Annotated in this window: 17 protein-coding genes and 5 tRNA genes; all 22 read right to left on the bottom strand. The window is 49.2% G+C overall.

The window, feature by feature from the left end:
- Entirely contained in the window at positions 1 to 471 is a 471-nt protein-coding gene (gene rpsG, locus EP25_RS0116030; protein WP_031434827.1) for a 30S ribosomal protein S7, read from the bottom strand.
- 10 nt (positions 472 to 481) lie between these two features.
- On the bottom strand, positions 482 to 856 hold the full coding sequence (gene rpsL / locus EP25_RS0116025; RefSeq protein WP_031434826.1) for a 30S ribosomal protein S12: 375 nt from the start codon (positions 854 to 856) through the stop codon (positions 482 to 484).
- A 172-nt stretch (positions 857 to 1,028) separates the two neighbouring features.
- A complete protein-coding gene (gene rpoC, locus EP25_RS0116020) occupies positions 1,029 to 5,228 on the bottom strand; it encodes a DNA-directed RNA polymerase subunit beta' (RefSeq protein ID WP_031434825.1) in 4,200 nt (1,399 codons plus the stop codon).
- A gap of 71 nt (positions 5,229 to 5,299) precedes the next feature.
- A complete protein-coding gene (rpoB, locus tag EP25_RS0116015) occupies positions 5,300 to 9,376 on the bottom strand; it encodes a DNA-directed RNA polymerase subunit beta (RefSeq protein ID WP_031434824.1) in 4,077 nt (1,358 codons plus the stop codon).
- 134 nt (positions 9,377 to 9,510) lie between these two features.
- Positions 9,511 to 9,888 carry a 50S ribosomal protein L7/L12 gene (gene rplL, locus EP25_RS0116005; RefSeq protein ID WP_031434823.1) on the bottom strand — a complete coding sequence of 126 codons (378 nt, stop codon included), beginning with the start codon at positions 9,886 to 9,888 and terminating at the stop codon, positions 9,511 to 9,513.
- Between the two features lie 48 nt (positions 9,889 to 9,936).
- Positions 9,937 to 10,464, bottom strand: coding sequence for a 50S ribosomal protein L10 (rplJ, locus tag EP25_RS0116000; protein ID WP_031434822.1), 528 nt, complete (start codon positions 10,462 to 10,464; stop codon positions 9,937 to 9,939).
- Positions 10,465 to 10,657: 193 nt separating this feature from the next.
- Positions 10,658 to 11,353: a 50S ribosomal protein L1 gene (gene rplA / locus EP25_RS0115995; protein WP_031434821.1), complete on the bottom strand. Its 696-nt coding sequence runs from the start codon at positions 11,351 to 11,353 to the stop codon at positions 10,658 to 10,660.
- The gene (gene rplK / locus EP25_RS0115990) at positions 11,353 to 11,784 is read right to left on the bottom strand and encodes a 50S ribosomal protein L11 (RefSeq protein ID WP_031434820.1); all 432 of its coding nucleotides are present in this window, start codon (positions 11,782 to 11,784) and stop codon (positions 11,353 to 11,355) included. The genes rplA and rplK overlap by 1 nt, the downstream gene beginning before the upstream one ends.
- 102 nt (positions 11,785 to 11,886) lie before the next feature.
- The gene (gene nusG / locus EP25_RS0115985) at positions 11,887 to 12,420 is read right to left on the bottom strand and encodes a transcription termination/antitermination protein NusG (protein ID WP_031434819.1); all 534 of its coding nucleotides are present in this window, start codon (positions 12,418 to 12,420) and stop codon (positions 11,887 to 11,889) included.
- A gap of 1 nt (position 12,421) precedes the next feature.
- Positions 12,422 to 12,799, bottom strand: coding sequence for a preprotein translocase subunit SecE (secE, locus tag EP25_RS0115980; RefSeq protein ID WP_031434818.1), 378 nt, complete (start codon positions 12,797 to 12,799; stop codon positions 12,422 to 12,424).
- Between the two features lie 39 nt (positions 12,800 to 12,838).
- Positions 12,839 to 12,914 (bottom strand) — tRNA-Trp (locus tag EP25_RS0115975).
- 59 nt (positions 12,915 to 12,973) lie between these two features.
- Positions 12,974 to 14,164: an elongation factor Tu gene (tuf, locus tag EP25_RS0115970; RefSeq protein WP_031434817.1), complete on the bottom strand. Its 1,191-nt coding sequence runs from the start codon at positions 14,162 to 14,164 to the stop codon at positions 12,974 to 12,976.
- A 44-nt stretch (positions 14,165 to 14,208) separates the two neighbouring features.
- Positions 14,209 to 14,284 (bottom strand) — tRNA-Thr (locus tag EP25_RS0115965).
- Between the two features lie 18 nt (positions 14,285 to 14,302).
- A tRNA-Gly gene (locus EP25_RS0115960) sits at positions 14,303 to 14,376 on the bottom strand.
- An 18-nt stretch (positions 14,377 to 14,394) separates the two neighbouring features.
- Positions 14,395 to 14,479: transfer RNA gene (locus tag EP25_RS0115955), tRNA-Tyr, on the bottom strand.
- A 143-nt stretch (positions 14,480 to 14,622) separates the two neighbouring features.
- A complete protein-coding gene (gene pth, locus EP25_RS0115950) occupies positions 14,623 to 15,189 on the bottom strand; it encodes an aminoacyl-tRNA hydrolase (RefSeq protein ID WP_031434816.1) in 567 nt (188 codons plus the stop codon).
- A gap of 5 nt (positions 15,190 to 15,194) precedes the next feature.
- Complete coding sequence (locus EP25_RS0115945; protein WP_031434815.1) at positions 15,195 to 15,818, bottom strand: 50S ribosomal protein L25/general stress protein Ctc; 624 nt, start codon at positions 15,816 to 15,818, stop codon at positions 15,195 to 15,197.
- A gap of 49 nt (positions 15,819 to 15,867) precedes the next feature.
- The gene (locus EP25_RS0115940) at positions 15,868 to 16,821 is read right to left on the bottom strand and encodes a ribose-phosphate diphosphokinase (protein WP_031434814.1); all 954 of its coding nucleotides are present in this window, start codon (positions 16,819 to 16,821) and stop codon (positions 15,868 to 15,870) included.
- Positions 16,822 to 16,858: 37 nt separating this feature from the next.
- A tRNA-Gln gene (locus EP25_RS0115935) sits at positions 16,859 to 16,933 on the bottom strand.
- 17 nt (positions 16,934 to 16,950) lie between these two features.
- Positions 16,951 to 17,823: a 4-(cytidine 5'-diphospho)-2-C-methyl-D-erythritol kinase gene (ispE, locus tag EP25_RS0115930; protein ID WP_268745419.1), complete on the bottom strand. Its 873-nt coding sequence runs from the start codon at positions 17,821 to 17,823 to the stop codon at positions 16,951 to 16,953.
- Positions 17,823 to 18,389 carry a lipoprotein insertase outer membrane protein LolB gene (gene lolB / locus EP25_RS0115925; protein ID WP_031434812.1) on the bottom strand — a complete coding sequence of 189 codons (567 nt, stop codon included), beginning with the start codon at positions 18,387 to 18,389 and terminating at the stop codon, positions 17,823 to 17,825. Before lolB ends, ispE begins: the two co-directional genes overlap by 1 nt.
- On the bottom strand, positions 18,386 to 20,128 hold the full coding sequence (locus tag EP25_RS0115920; RefSeq protein WP_031434811.1) for a tetratricopeptide repeat protein: 1,743 nt from the start codon (positions 20,126 to 20,128) through the stop codon (positions 18,386 to 18,388). The genes lolB and EP25_RS0115920 overlap by 4 nt, the downstream gene beginning before the upstream one ends.
- Positions 20,129 to 20,241: the final 113 nt, after the last annotated feature.

Below are 20,241 nucleotides of genomic sequence, written 5' to 3'. Positions count from 1 at the left end.
TTACCAGCGATAATGTGAGAACGCCTTATTCGCTTCCGCCATCTTATGAGTATCTTCACGCTTTTTAGCAGCTGCGCCACGACCCTCGAACGCATCCAGCAGCTCGCCCGCCAGCTTAGCGGCCATGGTACGCTCATTTCTCTTTCGGGCTGCTTCTATCAACCAACGCATAGACAAGGCGACTCTTCTAGAAGGACGCACCTCAACAGGAACCTGATAAGTCGCGCCACCTACACGGCGTGACTTGACCTCCACACGAGGCTGGACGTTTTCCAACGCTTTGGACACGACTTCCAGCGGCTCACCATGACCCTTGTCCTCGATTGTGTTCAACGCGCCATAAACGATCTTTTCCGCCACCGATTTCTTGCCATCTACCATGAGCATATTCATGAACTTAGACAGCATCTCGCTACCATAACGAGGATCAGGAATCACATCTCTTTTTGCCGCTACTCTTCTTCTAGACATTTTCTAACCCTTAACCTTTTGGCCTTTTCGCACCGTATTTGGAACGACCACACTTCCTACCATTAACACCCGAAGTATCTAAGCTGCCGCGCACGACATGATAACGGACACCCGGCAAATCTTTCACCCGACCACCCCTGATTAACACCACGGAGTGCTCTTGCAGATTATGGCCCTCGCCACCAATGTAACTAGTCACCTCGGCACCATTGGTCAACCTAACCCTGGCCACCTTTCTCAGGGCAGAATTTGGCTTTTTTGGTGTTGTGGTGTAAACGCGAGTGCAGACCCCTCTTCTTTGCGGGCATGCTTCCAACGCGGGTACGTTGCTTTTTTCAGTTTTTTTAGCGCGAGGCTTACGAACCAACTGATTGATCGTTGCCATAGATTCATCACTCCGATATACAAAATTTAACCGCCATATAAGAAAAAGAACCGCTAAACATACGAATAGCGGTTCTTATTCGGCATAGCCTGAGCTGCTTGACTCATGTGAGCAGAGTATTCTAAACCCCGACCCCATCAGGGTCAAGCTTTATTTATAATAAAGTTGTTTATTATTCGGTATTTAATGCCTGTTTTAATGCTTCTTCCACTTCATTCGTGTCAACACCTTGCACCTGCGCCTCCACTTCAGCGCCTAATTCGACTCGGCGTTTTTTGCGCCGCTCCTCATGGTAAGCTAGGCCGGTGCCGGCAGGAATCAAACGACCGACAATAACATTTTCTTTCAGACCATTCAAGTTGTCCTTGGTACCGCGAACCGCCGCATCGGTCAATACGCGCGTGGTTTCCTGGAATGAGGCTGCAGAAATAAACGACTCGGTAGCCAACGAGGCCTTCGTGATTCCCAACAACAACGACTCATAACTAGCCGGAATCTTATTTTCCTTCTCCATTTGACTGTTAATCAAATTGACTAACGTCCGCTCGACTTGCTCACCCTTGACAAAGCTGGTATCGCCAGACGAAGTAATTTCGACTTTTCTTAGCATTTGCCGAATAATCGCCTCGATGTGCTTATCGTTAATTTTAACGCCTTGCAAACGATATACATCCTGAATTTCCTTAACCAGGTAATCCGCCAGCTCCTCCACACCGCGTAAACGCAGAATGTCGTGAGGCGTCAATTCCCCTTCGGCAATGGTTTCACCTTTTTCGACGAATTCGCCTTCAAATACGGTAATATGACGCCACTTAGGAATCAAGGTCTCATACTGCTCGCCTTCGGCATCGGTTATTACCACCCGCTGTTTACCTTTGGTTTCCTTACCGAAAGAAACCATACCGGTCGCTTCAGCCAAAATTGCCGGATCTTTGGTTTTTCTGGCTTCAAACAGGTCGGCGACACGAGGTAAACCACCTGTGATATCACGCGTTTTACTCGATTCCTGAGGAATTCTTGCCAGTACATCGCCGACTTTTACTTCGCCGCCATCCTTGATACTGGCGATAGCGCCTGCAGGCAAGAAGTATTGCGCAGGAATATCAGTTCCAGGAAGATTGATCAGCTCACCATGCTCGTCGACCAATCTGACCATTGGCCGTAATTCTTTGCCTGCCGCACTCCTTTGTTTTGGATCGATAACCACACGCGAGGTCAAGCCGGTTACCTCATCGGATTGCTCTTGTACTGTCAAACCATCGATAAAGTGTTCCAACTGAATAAAACCATTTACTTCGGTGATAACCGGATGTGTATGTGGGTCCCAATTGACCACAATGTCACCCGCATTAACCGTACTACCATCTTCGACCGATATCACGGCGCCATAGGGAATTTTATAGCGTTCTTTTTCCCTGCCGTAATCATCGATCAAACCGATTTCACCAGAACGCGAAACAGCAACCAGATTGTCTTCCCGGTTTTTGACTGTTTTCAGATTCGTCAATTTGACCGTACCGCCGGATTTGACCTGTACATTACTGATCGCAGCGGATCGAGATGCAGCACCACCAATATGGAAGGTACGCATGGTCAACTGAGTACCCGGCTCGCCGATGGATTGGGCCGCAACGACACCAACCGCTTCGCCGATATTCACCAGGTGGCCACGCCCTAAGTCTCGACCATAACACTTAGAACAAACCCCTTGCTGACTTTCGCAGGTAATTACCGAACGCACCAACAACTGATCGATACCGTTCTCTTCCAGAACATTAACCAAGTTTTCATCGATCATGGTCCCGGCTGGAATCAACAATTTCTCGCCAGCTTGATCCATGACATCAAGCGCGTTGACGCGCCCTAATACACGTTCGGACAATGGCTCAACCACATCACCGCCTTCAATGAGCGGCATCATGGTCAGACCTTTTTCCGTTCCGCAATCATCTTCCGAAATCACCAAATCCTGAGCCACGTCGACCAAGCGTCTGGTCAAATAACCGGAGTTTGCGGTTTTCAATGCGGTGTCGGCCAAACCTTTCCGGGCACCATGGATGGAAATAAAGTACTGCAGTACATCCAGACCCTCCCGGAAATTTGCGGTAATCGGTGTTTCGATGATCGAACCGTCTGGTTTCGCCATCAATCCCCGCATACCGGCCAACTGACGAATCTGCGCAGCGGAACCCCGCGCACCAGACTCTGCCATCATAAAAATCGAGTTAAACGACTTTTGCTTGACTGTTTCGCCTTCCGCATTGACGACGTCATCTTCACCCAAGCCTTCCATCATCACCTTGGCTACTTGGTCATTGGCATGCGACCAAATATCAACCACCTTGTTATAGCGTTCGCCATCGGTTACCAAACCCGATGCATATTGGCTTTGAATCTCGTTTACCTCCTGCTCCGCCATGCCAATGATATCCGCTTTCTTAGCTGGAATTTCCATATCTTCGATACCAAACGACACACCTGAACGAGTCGCGTATCTGAATCCCAGATACATCAATTTATCCGCCAATACCACGGTATCCTTGATGCCCAAATGGCGATAGCAATAGTTGATCAGGCGGGAGATATTCTTTTTGGTCATATCCACATTAACCACTTCGAATGGCATGCCGTCCGGCGCAATATCCCAAATCAATGCGCGGCCGACCGTGGTTTCCTTACGACTGACTTTTTCCTCCATTTCACCATTCGACTGAAGTACTTGTTCAGTGACGCGAACCTGAATCTTGCTTTGCAGTTCGACCGCTCCATTGTCCAGTGCCTTAATCACTTCGGCCACATCGGTAAAAACACTGCCTTCGCCTCGCGCATTGACTTTTTCCCGACTAATGAAATATAAGCCTAGCACCACGTCTTGCGAAGGATTGATCACCGGCTCGCCGTTAGCAGGCGATAAAATATTATTGGTCGCCATCATTAAGGTTCGGGCTTCCAATTGCGCTTCGATAGACAAAGGAATATGCACCGCCATCTGATCACCGTCGAAATCGGCGTTGAAAGCACTACAAACCAGTGGATGAAGCTGAATCGCCTTGCCTTCGATCAAGGTGGGCTCAAACGCCTGAATACCTAGCCTATGCAGCGTCGGCGCCCGGTTTAACAAAACCGGGTGCTCCCTGATAACTTCTTCCAGGATGTCCCAAACTTCCGCACTTTCGCGTTCCACCAATTTTTTGGCGGCCTTGATCGTCGTGGCCAATCCACGTAATTGCAGTTTGCTGAATATGAAAGGCTTAAACAACTCCAAGGCCATTTTCTTGGGCAAACCGCATTGATGCAGCCTGAGGGTAGGGCCTACCACGATCACCGAACGTCCGGAATAATCCACCCGCTTACCCAACAGATTTTGACGGAACCGTCCCTGCTTACCTTTGATCATGTCGGCCAAGGATTTAAGCGGTCTACGGTTGGTTCCGGTAATCGCCCGGCCTCGACGACCGTTATCCAATAAAGCATCGACCGCTTCTTGCAACATCCGTTTTTCATTACGCACGATAATATCCGGCGCATTCAGATCCAATAAACGGTTCAATCGATTATTTCTGTTGATGACCCGGCGATAAAGATCGTTCAGGTCCGATGTCGCGAAACGACCACCATCTAGCGGTACCAGTGGTCGCAATTCGGGTGGCAACACCGGCAAGACGGTCATGATCATCCATTCTGGACGATTATTCGAGGCCAGCAGTGACTCAATGACTTTCAGACGCTTGGAGAACTTCTTGATCTTGGTTTCGGAATTGGTCGAATTGATCTCTTCCCGCAGTTGTTTGACCTCTTCCTGTAAATCGATCGATTTCAATAAATCGTAGACGGCTTCCGCCCCCATTTTCGCATCGAAATCATCGCCGTATTCTTCCACCGCATCCAGATATTCGTCATCCGTCAAGAGTTGCCCTCTTTCCAGTGGCGTCATACCTGGTTCCAGTACGACATAACATTCGAAATAAAGCACCCTTTCGATACTGCGCAACGTCATATCCAGCAACAAGGCAATCCGAGATGGCAAGGATTTCAAAAACCAGATATGCGCAACCGGGCTGGCCAAATCGATATGCCCCATGCGTTCGCGACGAACCTTGGACAATGTCACTTCCACGCCGCATTTTTCACAAATAACGCCACGATGCTTCAGGCGCTTATATTTGCCGCATAAGCATTCATAATCGCTGACCGGGCCGAAAATCTTGGCACAAAATAAACCGTCACGCTCAGGCTTAAAGGTGCGATAGTTAATGGTCTCAGGTTTTTTGACTTCACCATAAGACCACGAACGTATCATATCGGGCGATGCCAAACCAATGCGAATCGAGTCAAAATCGTCGCTACGACCTTGACGCTTAAGAAAATTCATTAAATCTTTCAAGAGCTTACCCTCTCTATTACTACCTGATTGTTACCGGATTCCATGCAATAACGGAGCAGTTAGTCCTGCTCCAGTTCAATATTGACGCCCAATGAGCGGATTTCTTTAATCAGAACATTGAACGATTCCGGCATACCGGCTTCCATTGTATGGTTACCATCAACGATATTTTTGTACATGCGGGTCCGGCCTGTAACATCATCCGATTTGACCGTGAGCATTTCCTGCAACGTATATGCCGCGCCATAGGCTTCCAGTGCCCACACTTCCATTTCCCCGAAACGTTGGCCGCCGAACTGCGCCTTACCCCCTAACGGTTGCTGTGTAACCAGACTATATGGCCCGGTTGAACGCGCATGCATTTTGTCATCGACCAAGTGATTCAATTTCAACATGTACATGTAACCGACGGTGACTTCGCGCTCGAACGGTTCACCGGTCAAGCCATCGTATAGCGTTGTTTGACCATGCTCGGGCAAATCCGCCAATTTCAGCATTGCGCGGATTTCACCCTCATCTGCGCCATCGAAGACTGGTGTCGCCATCGGCACTCCGCCAACCAGATTTGCCGCCATCTCCAGGATTTCCTCGTCAGAGAAACTATCCAGGTTCTCCTTTCTACCGCTACTATTATAAATCTTTTCTAGGTAACCTCTGATTTCGGTGACTTTGGCGCGAGCTTCCAGCATCTTGCCAATTTTGATGCCCAGCCCTTTTGCGGCCCAGCCCAAATGGGTTTCCAGCACCTGCCCGACGTTCATCCGCGACGGTACGCCCAATGGATTAAGCAAAATATCGACAGGGGTGCCATCGGCCATGTACGGCATATCTTCGATAGGTACGATCTGCGAAATAACCCCCTTGTTTCCATGGCGTCCGGCCATTTTATCTCCCGGCTGTATGCATTTTTTCACGGCCAGATATACTTTGACCATTTTCAAAACACCTGGCGGAAGATCGTCTCCCATCGTGATTTTCTTGCGTTTTTGCTCGAATCGCTCGTCAAAATCCTTGCGTTGTTGTTCTATTTGATCGGCTACTTTTTCCAGCTGTAGGTTGACATCTTCATCTTGGGTTCTGATTTTCAACCAATCCGAACGTGTTAGACCCTCTAAATAGTCTTGTGTGATTTCATTGCCTTTTTTGAGGCCGCTAGGACCTTTTTCCGCAACTTTACCGACCAACATCCTGGAAACGCGACTGAAAATATCCATTTCCAAAATTTTCAACTGGTCGTCGAGATCCTTGCGATAACGTTGAATTTCGGCTTCTTCGATCTCTAAGGCGCGCTTGTCTTTCTTAACGCCGTCCCGGGTAAAGACCTGCACGTCGATCACCGTGCCGCGGATATTACCCGGCACCCGCAATGAAGTATCCTTAACATCGGCCGCTTTTTCACCAAAAATGGCGCGTAGTAATTTTTCTTCCGGCGTCAGTTGAGTCTCGCCTTTTGGAGTGACTTTACCCACCAGGATATCGCCCCCCTTAACTTCGGCGCCGACATAAACGATACCGGATTCGTCCAGTTTCGATAATGCCTCTTCGCTGACATTCGGGATATCGGCGGTGATTTCTTCCGGACTGTGCTTGGTTTCACGGGCAACACAGGTTTTCTCTTCGATATGGATCGTCGTAAAGCGGTCTTCTTTGACGACCCGCTCCGATACCAGTATGGAATCCTCGAAGTTGTAACCATTCCACGGCATGAATGCGATCAGCATATTTTGTCCCAATGCCAACTCGCCCAGGTCAGTGGAAGGCCCGTCCGCTAAAATATCACCCGCTTTGACGATATCGCCTGGTTTCACCAGCGGCTTTTGGTTAATACAGGTATTTTGGTTGGAACGGGTATATTTGGTCAGATTGTAAATATCGACGCCCGGCACGCCGGCAACCGTTTCATCGTCATTGACGCGCACTACTACGCGCGACGCGTCCACCGCCTCGATTTTACCGCCTCGCGTCGCCACCACAGCGACCCCTGAGTCTTTGGCAACCACCCGCTCCATTCCGGTACCAACCAGTGGTTTTTCCGCACGCAAGGTCGGAACCGCCTGGCGTTGCATGTTCGAACCCATCAAAGCCCGGTTAGCATCGTCATGCTCCAGGAAAGGAATGATCGACGCCGCGACAGACACGATTTGCTTCGAGGATACGTCCATATATTGCACGGTGTCAGACGAAGCCAATGTAAATTCGTCCTTATGCCGACAGGAAACCAATCCTTCGACGAGTTTGCCATTTTCATCGACGGCCACGCTGGCCTGCGCGATCACATATTCACCTTCTTCGATAGCCGACAGATAATCAACCTGGTCAGTGACATTACCGTCCACGACTCTTCGATACGGAGTTTCAAGGAAACCATAAGAATTGGTGCGCGCATAAACCGCTAGCGAGTTGATCAAGCCGATGTTGGGCCCTTCCGGTGTCTCAATTGGACAAACACGGCCATAGTGTGTGGTATGGACGTCGCGGACCTCGAAACCAGCACGTTCCCTAGCCAAACCTCCAGGCCCCAATGCCGACACACGACGCTTGTGGGTAACCTGGGACAATGGGTTGTTCTGGTCCATGAATTGCGACAATTGGCTGGAACCGAAGAATTCCTTAACCGAAGCCGAGACCGGTTTGGCGTTAATGATTTCTTGCGGCATCAGACCTTCAGAGTCCGCCAGCGTCAATCTTTCCCGGACCGCACGCTCCACTCTGACTAAGCCAACTCGGAACTGGTTTTCCACCATCTCGCCGACCGAACGCACGCGACGGTTGCCTAAATGGTCGATATCATCGACGTTGCCGTTACCGTTACGGATATTGATCAGCTCTTTCATGACATCAATGATGTCTTCCTTGCTTAACGTGCCCGGGCCGGTAATTTCTTCGCGGCCTAGGCGACGATTGAACTTCATCCGACCAACCGCGGACAAGTCGTATCGTTCTTCGGTGAAGAACAGATTTTCAAACAGATTCTCAGCCGACTCTTTGGTTGGCGGCTCGCCCGGACGCATCATGCGGTAGATTTCGACTAACGCTTCCAACCGGTTAGTCGTTGTATCCAGCGCCATAGAATTGGAAATATACGGCCCGCGATCCAGGTCGTTTACAAACAATGTATTGATTTCGGTAATACCGGCGTCGAGCAATGATTGCAGTATTTCCTCATTAATTTCATCATTGACATTTGCGACCAACTCACCGGTAGCTTGGTCAATGACGTTATGGCCTAAAATCTTGCCATAGAGATATTCTCTAGGCACCTCGATCACGTCGACATCCGCTTTTTGCAATTGTCTGACATGTTTGGCGGTTACCCTACGCCCCTCTTCGACAATCACTTTGCCATCGTGCTTGATATCGAATTGGGCCATTTCCCCCCGCAGACGCTCGGGAATGATGTGATACAGAAATTTTTCCGGGCTCAGCGTAAATTTATTGGTTTCGAAGAAAATCTTGATCATTTCTTCATTTTCATAGTCCAATGCCCGCAACAGAATGGTCGCAGGAATTTTACGCCGACGGTCTATTCTCACATAGAGTGCGTCTTTATGGTCGAACTCGAAATCCAGCCAGGAACCGCGGTATGGAATCACACGCGCATTGAACAAAAGCTTACCGGAGGAGTGGGTTTTACCTTTGTCATGATCGAAAAACACGCCTGGAGAGCGATGTAACTGAGAGACAATAACCCGTTCCGTACCATTGATGACAAAGGTTCCATTGTCTGTCATCAAGGGTAACTCACCCATATAAACTTCTTGCTCTCTAATATCTTTGACAACTTTTGCGGTAGCCGGAGCGTCTTTGTCATAAATGACCAAGCGGACCAATACTCGCAATGGAGCGGCGTATGTTGCACCACGCTGCTGACATTCTCTTACGTCAAAAGTAGGCTCTCCCAACCGGTAGTTAACATATTCGAGGACAGCATAACCAGAATGGCTGACAATGGGGAAAACACTTAAAAATGCGCCATGCAAACCGCGATCGTCCCTTTTATCAGGCGCCATACCTGCCTGCAGAAAATTGGCATAGGAATCGATTTGAGTTGCTAACAAATAGGGGACTTCGAGTACTTCCGTACCTTTGCCAAAGTTATTTCGGATACGCTTTTTTTCGGTAAAAGAATAGGCCATGTTGGTTCCATACCTTTTCGTCAAAGATTATTTACTACTGCATGCATTTTGCAAACAGCAAAAGGCCGGCGACCAAGAGTGTCACCAGCCCTGCTTAGTTAGGCTTTACAGCCTATTTCGTTCAGTTAAAATGCTTATTTGATTTCAACTGTAGCGCCTGCGTCTTCCAGCTCTTTCTTAGCGGCTTCAGCATCATCTTTACTTACACCTTCTTTCAGTGTAGTTGGTACGCCTTCAACGGCGTCTTTAGCTTCTTTCAAGCCCAAACCTGTCAGGCCACGAACCGCTTTAATCACAGCTACTTTGTTGGAACCGAATGAAGTCATTACGACGTCGAATTCGGTTTTTTCAGCAGCTGCGCCTGCGTCACCGCCAGCAGCTGGAGCCGCTACGGCAACGGCAGCCGCAGCAGAAACGCCGAATTTTTCTTCCATTGCAGAGATCAGATCTACGACCTCCATAACGCTCATGTTTGAGATCGCATCCAAGATTTCTTCTTGAGAAAGTGCCATTATTGTTTCCTCTATATTAATTGGTTTAAAACTGGTGTAAAAGTTAGCTTATGCCGCTTCTTTTTGGTCTTTAATCGCAGCCACAGTGCGGACCAATTTAGCGTGAGGCTCTGCCAAAGTACGAACAAATTTTTCGACCGGTGCTTTCATCACAGACATCAGCATGCTGACAGCCTGATCATAAGTCGGCAGATCCGCCAGACGTTTCAGTTCGGAGGCGTCATACAACTCACCACCGATGGAAACGACTTTGGCTATTAATTTGTCGTGCTCTTTGGAAAATTCACTGACTAATCGAGCTGCACATCCGGGATCTTCCATGGAGAATGCAAGAATAAGCGGGCCAACCAGGCCTTCTTTCATGCATTCAAACTCAGTTCCCTCGACAGCTTTTCTAGCCAGTGTATTCTTGACCACACGCAGATAAACGCCTGTCTCTCTCGCTTTTTTACGCAACTCTGTCAATTCGGTCACGGTTAAACCGCGGTATTCCGCAGCAACAGCAGAGTGAGCCTGAGCGGCGATTGCAGCAACTTCTTCGACGACGGTTTTTTTGTCATCTAATCTTAATGCCACAGTTTACCTCCGAGCATGGTTCCGAAGAGGTTAATCTTCGAAATGAACAAAATGTATCCTTCGGATACCCCTTTACGGTCCCTTTTACCAGTTCATACCGGTCAAAGCTTCCGTCTGCGTAGGACATTAAGCTTGCGCACCTACGGTCTTTGACGGTTGCCAGCAACCCGGCAACCCAAAGTTCTTAAAATAATTACATCGCAATGCTACTTTGATCCAGACACACGCCTGGCCCCATCGTTGACGATAGCGATATTTTTTTGAAATAAACACCTTTTGCGGCAGCCGGTTTGGCTTTTTTCAGGTCCGCCACCAAGTATTCTAAATTCTGCTGGATAGCCGCCGGGTCAAATGACACTTTGCCGATCGAGCAATGCACGATGCCGCCTTTATCCGCGCGATAACGAACCTGACCGGATTTGGCATTATTTACCGCAGTAGCAACATCCGGTGTGACGGTACCCACTTTAGGGTTCGGCATCAGACCTCTCGGCCCCAAAATTTGACCTAATTGACCCACAACGCGCATCGCATCGGGAGAAGCAATCACAACGTCAAAATCCATTTCACCTTTTTTGACTTGCTCGGCCAAATCATCCATACCCACGACATCGGCGCCTGCCTCTCTCGCTGCATCCGCATTTGGGCCTTGCGTAAAAACGGCCACGCGAACTGTTTTACCGGTGCCGTTAGGAAGAACGGAGGCACCGCGAACATTCTGATCGGATTTTCTCGGATCTATACCCAGATTAACACTGACGTCGACTGACTCGTCGAATTTACTGTTGGCGAATTCCTTTAACAACGCAACAGCCTCGGCAATGCTATATTGCTTGCTCTTATCGACTTTCGCCTTAATTTGTTTTGCTTTTTTGCTTAGTTTGGCCATTACATACCCTCCACAGTCAGCCCCATGCTACGCGCACTGCCCTCGATAATTCTGACGGCCGCCTCCAAGTTAGCCGCGTTCAGATCTGGCATTTTCGTGTTAGCAATTTCTTCCAATTGTGCCCGGGTTACGGTTCCAACCTTGGCGGAATTCGGCGTACTGCTGCCTTTCTTGACGCCTGCCGCCTTCATCAACAAAATTGAAGCCGGTGGCGTTTTTGTTATGAAGGTAAAACTTTTGTCGTTATAAACAGTTATCACGACCGGAATGGGCAAGCCTTTTTCCATATCCTGCGTTTTAGCATTGAAGGCCTTGCAAAACTCCATAATATTGACACCACGCTGTCCTAATGCCGGACCTACGGGTGGACTGGGGTTTGCTTCTCCCGCTTTTACCTGCAGCTTTATATATGCATCTATTTTTTTTGCCATTTTTTACTCCAATTGGGTTCAAACGCTTTTCAGCTCCCCTAAGATACAAAAATCCCTGTCCACGCTAAGGGAACAGGGATTAGATAAATCATCTTGAAACTATTAGATTTTTTCTACCTGATTGAATTCCAACTCAACCGGCGTAGATCGACCAAAAATCAGCACAGATACCCGCAACCGATTTTTCTCGTAATTTACTTCTTCAATATTTCCATTAAAGTCTTTGAACGGACCATCGATAATTCTGATCACCTCTCCAGCCTCGAACAGCACCTTAGGCCTTGGCTTATTTACACCCTCTTCAACCCTGTTCAAAATTGAGTTAGCTTCTTTATCGGAAATCGGCGACGGCCTATCGGAGGTACCTCCAATAAACCCTAAAACTCTTGGCACATTCCGAACCAGATGCCAGGTCTCGTCTGTCAGCTCCATTTGTACCAGCACGTAACCCGGAAAGAATTTTCTTTCACTTTTCCGCTGCTGCCCCATCTTCATCTCCACAACTTCTTCAGTGGGGACCAATATTTTACCGAAGTACTTCTGCAAACCCTCTCGTTCTATTCTTTCTTCCAGAGCCTGCTTTACTTTGTTCTCAAAGTTCGAATAAGCATGAACGACATACCAGCGAAGCGCCATGTTAGCCACCTTGACCCGTTAGCAAACGAATACCCCAAAATAAAAACATATCGAGCAACCACAGAACCAAGCCAACCACAAAAACCATTCCGAACACAAGCAACGTTGTTCTGATAGTTTCTTCGCGTGTCGGCCATACAACCTTTCTAACTTCTTGCTTGGACTCCAAGGTGAAAGCCCACACATTACGCCCAACCGCCGTCGTCAACAACAAACCCAATGCTACAGCGATTACCGCCACTAAAGCCAAAACTCGATAAAGCAAGGAAAATTCGGAGAAATAATAAAATGCAGCCAACCCGACAACAACAAAGCCAAGTGAAAACACCTGCTTTACAATATCCGCGATCGAGGTTGAGTCTTCTGCTTGTGCGTTCATTTAGACCAACATGAAGTGAATTTTAGACAATTCTCTGAATGGCAGGCCAGGAGGGACTCGAACCCCCAACTTGCGGTTTTGGAGACCGCTGCTCTACCAATTGAACTACTGACCTAATCCAGAAAACCTAATGGAGCTGGACATGATATACCAGCTCCAGACATTAATCAACTATTATTCAATAATTGAAGCAACAACACCCGCACCGACGGTACGGCCACCTTCACGTACCGCGAAACGAAGACCATCGTCCATCGCGATCGGCGCGATCAGCTTGACTTCTACGGTCACGTTGTCGCCCGGCATGACCATTTCCACGCCTTCCGGCAACTCTACCGCACCGGTTACATCCGTGGTTCTGAAGTAGAACTGTGGACGATATCCATTGAAGAATGGCGTATGGCGACCACCCTCATCTTTCGACAAGACGTAGATTTCGGCCTTGAAGTGCGTGTGCGGCTTGATGGTGCCAACGTGCGCCAGTACTTGACCACGCTCTACTTCGTCACGCTTGGTGCCCCGCAACAGAACACCTACGTTATCACCGGCCTCGCCTTGATCCAGCAATTTGCGGAACATTTCAACACCGGTACAAGTGGTTTTGGTGGTTTCTTTGATGCCGACGATCTCGACCTCTTCACCCACTTTAATAATACCGCGCTCTACCCGACCGGTCACTACCGTACCACGACCAGAAATTGAGAAGACATCTTCGATTGGCATCAGGAATGGACCGTCGACCGCCCGTTTCGGCTCCGGAATATAGGTGTCCAACGCCTCGACCAACTTTTCAACCGCCGGCACACCAATGTCGCTGGTATCGCCTTCCAGCGCCTTCAGCGCGGAACCAATGATGATTGGCGTATCGTCACCTGGGAATTCGTACTGGTTCAGCAATTCGCGAACCTCCATTTCAACCAACTCGATCAACTCTTCGTCGTCAACCATGTCGGCTTTATTCAGGAACACCACGATATAAGGAACACCTACCTGCCTGGACAACAGGATATGCTCACGCGTTTGCGGCATCGGACCGTCAGCAGCCGAACAAACCAGAATCGCACCATCCATTTGCGCCGCGCCGGTAATCATGTTCTTGACATAGTCGGCGTGTCCCGGGCAGTCCACGTGGGCGTAGTGTCGGGTATCCGATTCGTATTCCACGTGAGAAGTTGCAATGGTAATACCACGCTCACGCTCTTCCGGTGCATTATCAATCTGATCGAAAGCTCTGGCCGCACCACCATGCTTTTCCGCCATTACTTTCGTCAATGCCGCTGTTAATGTGGTTTTACCGTGGTCAACGTGGCCAATGGTCCCTACGTTTACGTGCGGTTTCGTTCTTTCAAATTTTTCTTTAGCCATCTTAAAAAAACCTTGCTAGCAAACATTTACTTTAAATTAACAACTGGAGCTCATAACCGGATTTGAACCGGTGACCTCTTCCTTACCAAGGAAGTGCTCTACCTACTGAGCTATATGAGCTTTTACCGGATTTGCGAATGGAGCGGGTGATGGGAATCGAACCCACGTAATCAGCTTGGAAGGCTGGAGTTCTACCATTGAACTACACCCGCAATTTTCCAAATTGAAGATGGTGGAGGGGGGAGGATTCGAACCTCCGAAGGTAGAACCGTCAGATTTACAGTCTGATCCCTTTGGCCGCTCGGGAACCCCTCCTGAACCGGAAAGCTGACCATTATGAAGACATAATCCAAAACAGTCAACTTTTTATTTTTCTTTTTTCTGCTACCGCATTCTCTAAAGAGCCGCTAATAATACAAAACAACCCAAACGAAGACAAGCTTTTTGCAGAAAAATTTTTAACCGTGCAATAAATTCGCCACTTGCGTAACATCGGCCGCGATTATTTTCTCAATCACACTCTCTATCTTATCAAAGCTCCCTTCAATTCGAGCCATCTCTTCAGCCGCCGGCCTAGACAACACATAATTGGCAACCGGCACACCTACAGTCGGCCTACCTATACCCACCCTTAGACGCAAAAATTCCTTGCTTCCAAGATGCGCGATAATATCACGCAAACCATTATGCCCCGCATGCCCCCCACCTTTTTTAATCCTGACGACCCCTTCATCAAAATCCAACTCATCATGCACAACAAGTATTTCTTGCGGATCCAATTTGTAGTACCGGGCAATCTTGCCAACCGCCTCTCCACTTTTATTCATGTAGGTTTGCGGCTTTAGCAACAATACCTTACGCCCGCCAATATAAACTTCAGCGAGCAACCCTTGAAAACGAGCATCTTCAAGCCAAGCCCCCCCAAGACCGGAGACCAGCCGCTCCAAAAACAAAAACCCGGCGTTATGCCGGGTTTTTTCATATTGTCGCCCCGGATTACCCAGGCCAACGATCAACTTTATCATTGCCGCTATTCAGCCGACTCTTCTTCCGCCTCAGACTCTTCCGATGAAGGTCCACGCGTCTTCATGACCTGAGCAACCGGATGGTCATGGTCCTCACCATGAGATAATTGCGGAATTTCCACGCCAGCAGGCAGCGCAATATCAGAAAGATGCACGACATCTCCCAAGCCTACTCCGGCCAAATCTACTTCCAAATACTCGGGCAACGCGGAAGGCATGCACGCAACCTCCACATCCACCATGGCATGAGTCACGACACCGCCCAATTTGACGCCGGCACAAACATCTTCATTGATGAAATGCAACGGCACATGCATTTTCACCTTATGCGATTCATCGACACGCATAAAATCCACGTGCAGAACTTGCGGCTTGGCCGGATGACGCTGCACATCCTTCAACAAGGCCTTTTGCGTCTTACCATCAACCTTCACATCGAGAATATGCGAATATACTGCCTCATGCTCAAGATGCTTAACGACCTCATTATGCTCGAGAACCAGCATTTCAGGAGCTCCATTTCCACCGTATATCACCGCAGGCACCTTACCTTCACGGCGAGCCGCTTTTGCTGCGCTTTTACCTGACATATCGCGAGTTTCTGCGACAAATTCAAATACGTTAGACATCTTTTTCTCCAAGGCTTGCTTTTACAAGCTTCACTTAATATTTATTTTATTAATCAACATACAACGAACTGACAGACTCACCTACCGCAATCCGCCTAATCGTTTCAGCCAGCATCTCAGCCACACTCAATTGCCTAATTTTGCCGATTTGCTGCAATTCCTCGGTCAAAGGAATGGTATCGGTCACAACCAGCTCATCCAATACCGAATTCCTGACATTCTCAGCCGCAGACCCCGACAAAACCGGATGCGTACAATAAGCTACCACCCTTAGCGCACCATGCTGCTTCAAAGCATGCGCTGCATGACACAAGGTTCCAGCCGTATCCACCAAGTCATCAATCATAACACAGGTACGCCCTTCAACATCCCCGATGATATGCATGATCTCCGAAACATTTGCTCGCGGCCGCCGCTTATCGATAATGGCCAAATCCGCATCATCCAAGCGCTTTGCCAACGCCCTAGCCCTGACTACACCACCCACATCGGGCGACACAACCATCAGATTCTCATATTTTTGCCGCCACACATCACCCAATAAAATGGGCGACGCATAAACATTATCAACGGGTATCGCAAAAAACCCCTGAATCTGATCGGCATGCAAGTCAACCGTCAAAACCCGGTCGGCCCCGGCATTATCGATCATATCCGCCACCAGCCTGGCCGTGATCGGCACCCTTGCGGACCTCGACCTACGGTCTTGCCTGGCGTAGCCATAATACGGAATTACCGCCGTAATACGGGATGCCGACGCTCTCTTTAACGCATCGATCATCACCAGCATTTCCATTAAATTTTCATTCGTTGGCGAGCATGTCGGCTGGATAACAAAAACATCCTTCCCCCGCACATTTTCCTCGATCTCAACGAATATTTCTCCATCACTAAAGCGAGCCACCGTCGCCATTCCAAGGCGCATATTCAGCTTCCTGACAATACCTTCAGACAACGCCTTGTTGGCATTACCTGAGAATACCATCATCGAGGCATCACTCATTCAAGGACTCCCAAAGAGATTATTCATGGAGACAAAATGGCTGGGCTGCCAGGATTCGAACCTGGGTATGCGGGGATCAAAACCCCGTGCCTTACCGCTTGGCGACAGCCCAAAAATTGAACTCAGCCTCTAAAATAGATCAAGCTTCTGATATAATGGCGACTTATTCAACCCCTTAGCCAAATAAACCCGCCATTCGTCAGCCTGCAATTTTTTCGCCGCATCCCTCGCCTCTTGCTCCGAGGAAAACTGCGCAAAAACACAGGCGCCCGTGCCAGTCAACCTCGCCTCAGAGAAACCGGACAAGGCTAACAATGCATCTTCTACAGACTGATATAGCTTGCGGACAACAGGAAGACAATCATTCACCTGATCCCCTGCAAGAAAGTCGGCTATTGTGATGGAATTACTGTCCCTTGTCAAATCTTTATGTTGAAAAATTTTACCCGTATCGACATGCACGTCCGGCTTTATGATCACAACCCATTGTTCCGGCAAGACAATTTCCTTTAATTCCTCGCCAACGCCTTCTCCCCAGGCGGCGCACCCGAAGACGAACACCGGCACGTCGGCCCCCAACCGCAAACCCATCTCCATCAACTCATCGACTGTTAGCCCCAAGCCCCACAATTTATTCAACACGACCAGGGTGGTAGCGGCATCGGAACTGCCGCCACCAAGACCGCCTCCCATGGGCAGATTTTTTTCCACCTCGATGCAGACACCGCGCCGGCACCCGGCCACCTCCTTCAACAGCTTGGCGGCGCGAACGGTCAAATCGTCCTGTTCATCAACCCCAGGAATTGCTTTCCGCAAACAGACCCTGTCTTCTTCAAGTGGATGAAAAGTCAGCCAATCGCACCAATCCAACATCTGAAAAACGGTTTGCAGCAAATGGTAACCATCCTGACGGCGTCCGGTAATCCTCAGCATCAAATTCAACTTGGCCGGCGCCGGCCATTTTTGGTCCCACACGTTATCTATTACACCCTCTTCTGCCACTATATTTCCCAACGATCCACGATTAACTTAAGCTTGTTATTGTTTTTTTCCATGCTGATTTTCCGCGGGAGCCAGCCGCCATCCACCTCTTGCAACTGGCGAAAGACCACCCGCCAACCATGTTGCCTGAAACCCAATTCACTTTCCTGATAATCGACCCTGGGCTGCGCCAATCCGAGCAGCCAGAATCGCAACGCCTGAACCGGCACATCGACCCCCCATTGCCTTAGCAGCAATTGATCCACCGAATCCCGGTAAACCCGGACCTGTTCGCCATCATTGACCACCACCCGCCCATCGGTCACGTCCAACGAAATCCGCCCTTGCCCCAGAGGCCCGGCCATATTGATCAGGTCTCGACCCGGCTCATGCCTCCAGTTGATGCTACCGGAAAACGAGTCACGTTCAGTCACGACGCCCAGCCTGCCATCGATTTGCCAGTGGGTCTGCCCATACCAATGTTCCATTTTCTGCATACGGTATGCCTGCACGGACGTCACCGGCTGCCGGGCGCACCCCACCAATGAAATAGCGACAACAATCAGGCAAACCGCGCCAAACTTCATTCCTTACCCTGTAAAAAGCGTTTTTTAAACTCCAGCAGATAACGATCATCGGGCGATTTTTGCAATGCTTTCTCAATCATGCGCCTGGCTACGCCGCGTTCGCCTGTTACCCACAGCACTTCGGCCAGATGCGCCGCGATTTCGTTTTCCGGCTGTTTATCGTAGGCCTGCCGCAAATATTTCAACGCCGCTTCGGTATTGCCGAGTTTGTATTGCAACCAACCATAACTATCGATAATCACCGCCTCGTCTGGCTGCAATTGCAATGCTTTTTGCAAATAAGCCTCCGCCTCCTGGTAGCGTTCGGTTCGGTCGACGAGAGTATAGCCCAAGGCATTCAGCGCGCCGACATCATCGGGATTCTTCGCCAAAATTTTCAATAAATCGCTTTCCAACACGTCCAGGCGATCGATGCGTTCGGCAACCAGCGCTCTGGTATATAGCAAATCCCTGCTATCGGGGTGGCTCCGCAAAGCGTCGGTCAACAGATCGAACGCTTTCCGATGCTCTCCGGTCTCGTTGTACATCTCGGCCTTGACCAGCAATATCCGAAGGTGTTGCTGAGGATAATCCCTCTCCATCGCGGCAATGCGTTCGGCCGCCTCGGCAAAACGCTTTTGCCCCAATAACAACGACACGGCCGCCATTTTCGCATCGAAAACCATGGGCCCTTGCGTGACCTTATCAAACCAGGCCAAGGCCTTGGCATAATGTTCTCGATTGTATTCGATGCGCCCCAGGTAGAAACTGGCCTGCGCTTCCCAAACAGGGTCATGCAACAGCTCTCGCAAATATTTTTCGGCCCGCCCCAATTCTTTTTGCTGCAAATAAATCAAGGCGATGGCGAAGCGGCTTTCACCGTCATCCGGCTTATCCTCCAACACTTCTTGGTATAATTCCACGGCATCATCGTATGCCTCGGTATCAAGCAACACCTGAGCCAGCATTTTTCTTATCTTGTCGTCGCCAGGCGATTGCCGCAACGCTTTTTCCAGATACTCTCTCGCCGCCTTCAAATCTCCCGCCCTGCCATACAACTGGGCTTGTAAAACCAATGCTTTCCCCCAGTCCGGCTGTAATTCCAATGCCTTAGTGTTTTTTTCCAGGGCTAAGTCATTCTGCCGCATATGCGAAGCCAGCAAGGCCTGTACAAAGAAGATACTGGCTTGATCGGGATGCTGCCGCGCCAATTCATCCAACACCTCATAGGCAAAGGCATCCCTTCCATTTTTTGCCATCACTTTATTCATCTCCACCAAGGTCGCCTCGAAACCGGCCGGATCCAAGCGCAACACCGCATTGAGATGCTCCACCGCCTTATCCTTATCGCCATTTTGCAAGGCCGCCAACACAGCGAGTTTTCTGGCGGCCAAATTGTCCGGCTCTCGTTCCAACCATAGTTTGACGGCCTCCCTCGTGTGTCGCGCATCTTTTAAAAATAACCCGATTTTTGCCGCTCGCTCGGCAATACGCGGGTCATCTACCAGTTTCGCCGCCTGCAAATAACCATCCAACGCAACCTCATATTGATGGCGCTGCCCGGCCAACTCGGCCGCCAGCAACAGATACAACACTTTAGGCTCGATAAAGGTTTCGGTTTCGGGTTCGTTTTCCTCGAGTGACGCAACGGTCTGTTTTTCGTCTGGCGCTTGCGTGTCATGTTCAATAGGCTTTTCAGAAGAACTCGCACAGCCGGCGAGCATTGCGCAGACTAGTATTATTTCTATCCATCTATTCATTGATACAGACCATTAGGTATTGAAATATAACTGCTATAGAGTAGCAGAAAAACGCATGGTTTCAGACTGGTGATTGATTCCATTTGGACAAAGTCGTTATATTCCTTAGAATA

Origin of the sequence: Methylomarinum vadi (assembly GCF_000733935.1) — a bacterium.
GTDB classification, from domain to species: Bacteria; Pseudomonadota; Gammaproteobacteria; order Methylococcales; family Methylomonadaceae; genus Methylomarinum; species Methylomarinum vadi.
The sequence above is the reverse complement of the archived record's forward strand: the minus strand, read 5'-3'. Positions and strand labels throughout refer to the sequence as shown.

What these genes read in the sequence shown, in the direction of transcription:
- rpsL (WP_031434826.1), bottom strand. Translation starts at nt 856, where the DNA reads ATGGCAACGATCAATCAGTTGGTTCGTAAGCCTCGCGCTAAAAAAACT.
- rpoC (WP_031434825.1), bottom strand. Translation starts at nt 5,228, where the DNA reads ATGAATTTTCTTAAGCGTCAAGGTCGTAGCGACGATTTTGACTCGATT.
- EP25_RS0115920 (WP_031434811.1), bottom strand. Translation starts at nt 20,128, where the DNA reads ATGAATAGATGGATAGAAATAATACTAGTCTGCGCAATGCTCGCCGGC.
- rpoB (WP_031434824.1), bottom strand. Translation starts at nt 9,376, where the DNA reads ATGGCCTATTCTTTTACCGAAAAAAAGCGTATCCGAAATAACTTTGGC.
- nusG (WP_031434819.1), bottom strand. Translation starts at nt 12,420, where the DNA reads ATGGCGCTTCGCTGGTATGTCGTTCATGCTTATTCGAACTTTGAGAAC.
- EP25_RS0115945 (WP_031434815.1), bottom strand. Translation starts at nt 15,818, where the DNA reads ATGTCTAACGTATTTGAATTTGTCGCAGAAACTCGCGATATGTCAGGT.
- pth (WP_031434816.1), bottom strand. Translation starts at nt 15,189, where the DNA reads ATGATAAAGTTGATCGTTGGCCTGGGTAATCCGGGGCGACAATATGAA.
- rpsG (WP_031434827.1), bottom strand. Translation starts at nt 471, where the DNA reads ATGTCTAGAAGAAGAGTAGCGGCAAAAAGAGATGTGATTCCTGATCCT.
- rplL (WP_031434823.1), bottom strand. Translation starts at nt 9,888, where the DNA reads ATGGCACTTTCTCAAGAAGAAATCTTGGATGCGATCTCAAACATGAGC.
- rplA (WP_031434821.1), bottom strand. Translation starts at nt 11,353, where the DNA reads ATGGCCAAACTAAGCAAAAAAGCAAAACAAATTAAGGCGAAAGTCGAT.
- secE (WP_031434818.1), bottom strand. Translation starts at nt 12,799, where the DNA reads ATGAACGCACAAGCAGAAGACTCAACCTCGATCGCGGATATTGTAAAG.
- tuf (WP_031434817.1), bottom strand. Translation starts at nt 14,164, where the DNA reads ATGGCTAAAGAAAAATTTGAAAGAACGAAACCGCACGTAAACGTAGGG.
- lolB (WP_031434812.1), bottom strand. Translation starts at nt 18,389, where the DNA reads ATGAAGTTTGGCGCGGTTTGCCTGATTGTTGTCGCTATTTCATTGGTG.
- EP25_RS0115940 (WP_031434814.1), bottom strand. Translation starts at nt 16,821, where the DNA reads ATGAGTGATGCCTCGATGATGGTATTCTCAGGTAATGCCAACAAGGCG.
- rplK (WP_031434820.1), bottom strand. Translation starts at nt 11,784, where the DNA reads ATGGCAAAAAAAATAGATGCATATATAAAGCTGCAGGTAAAAGCGGGA.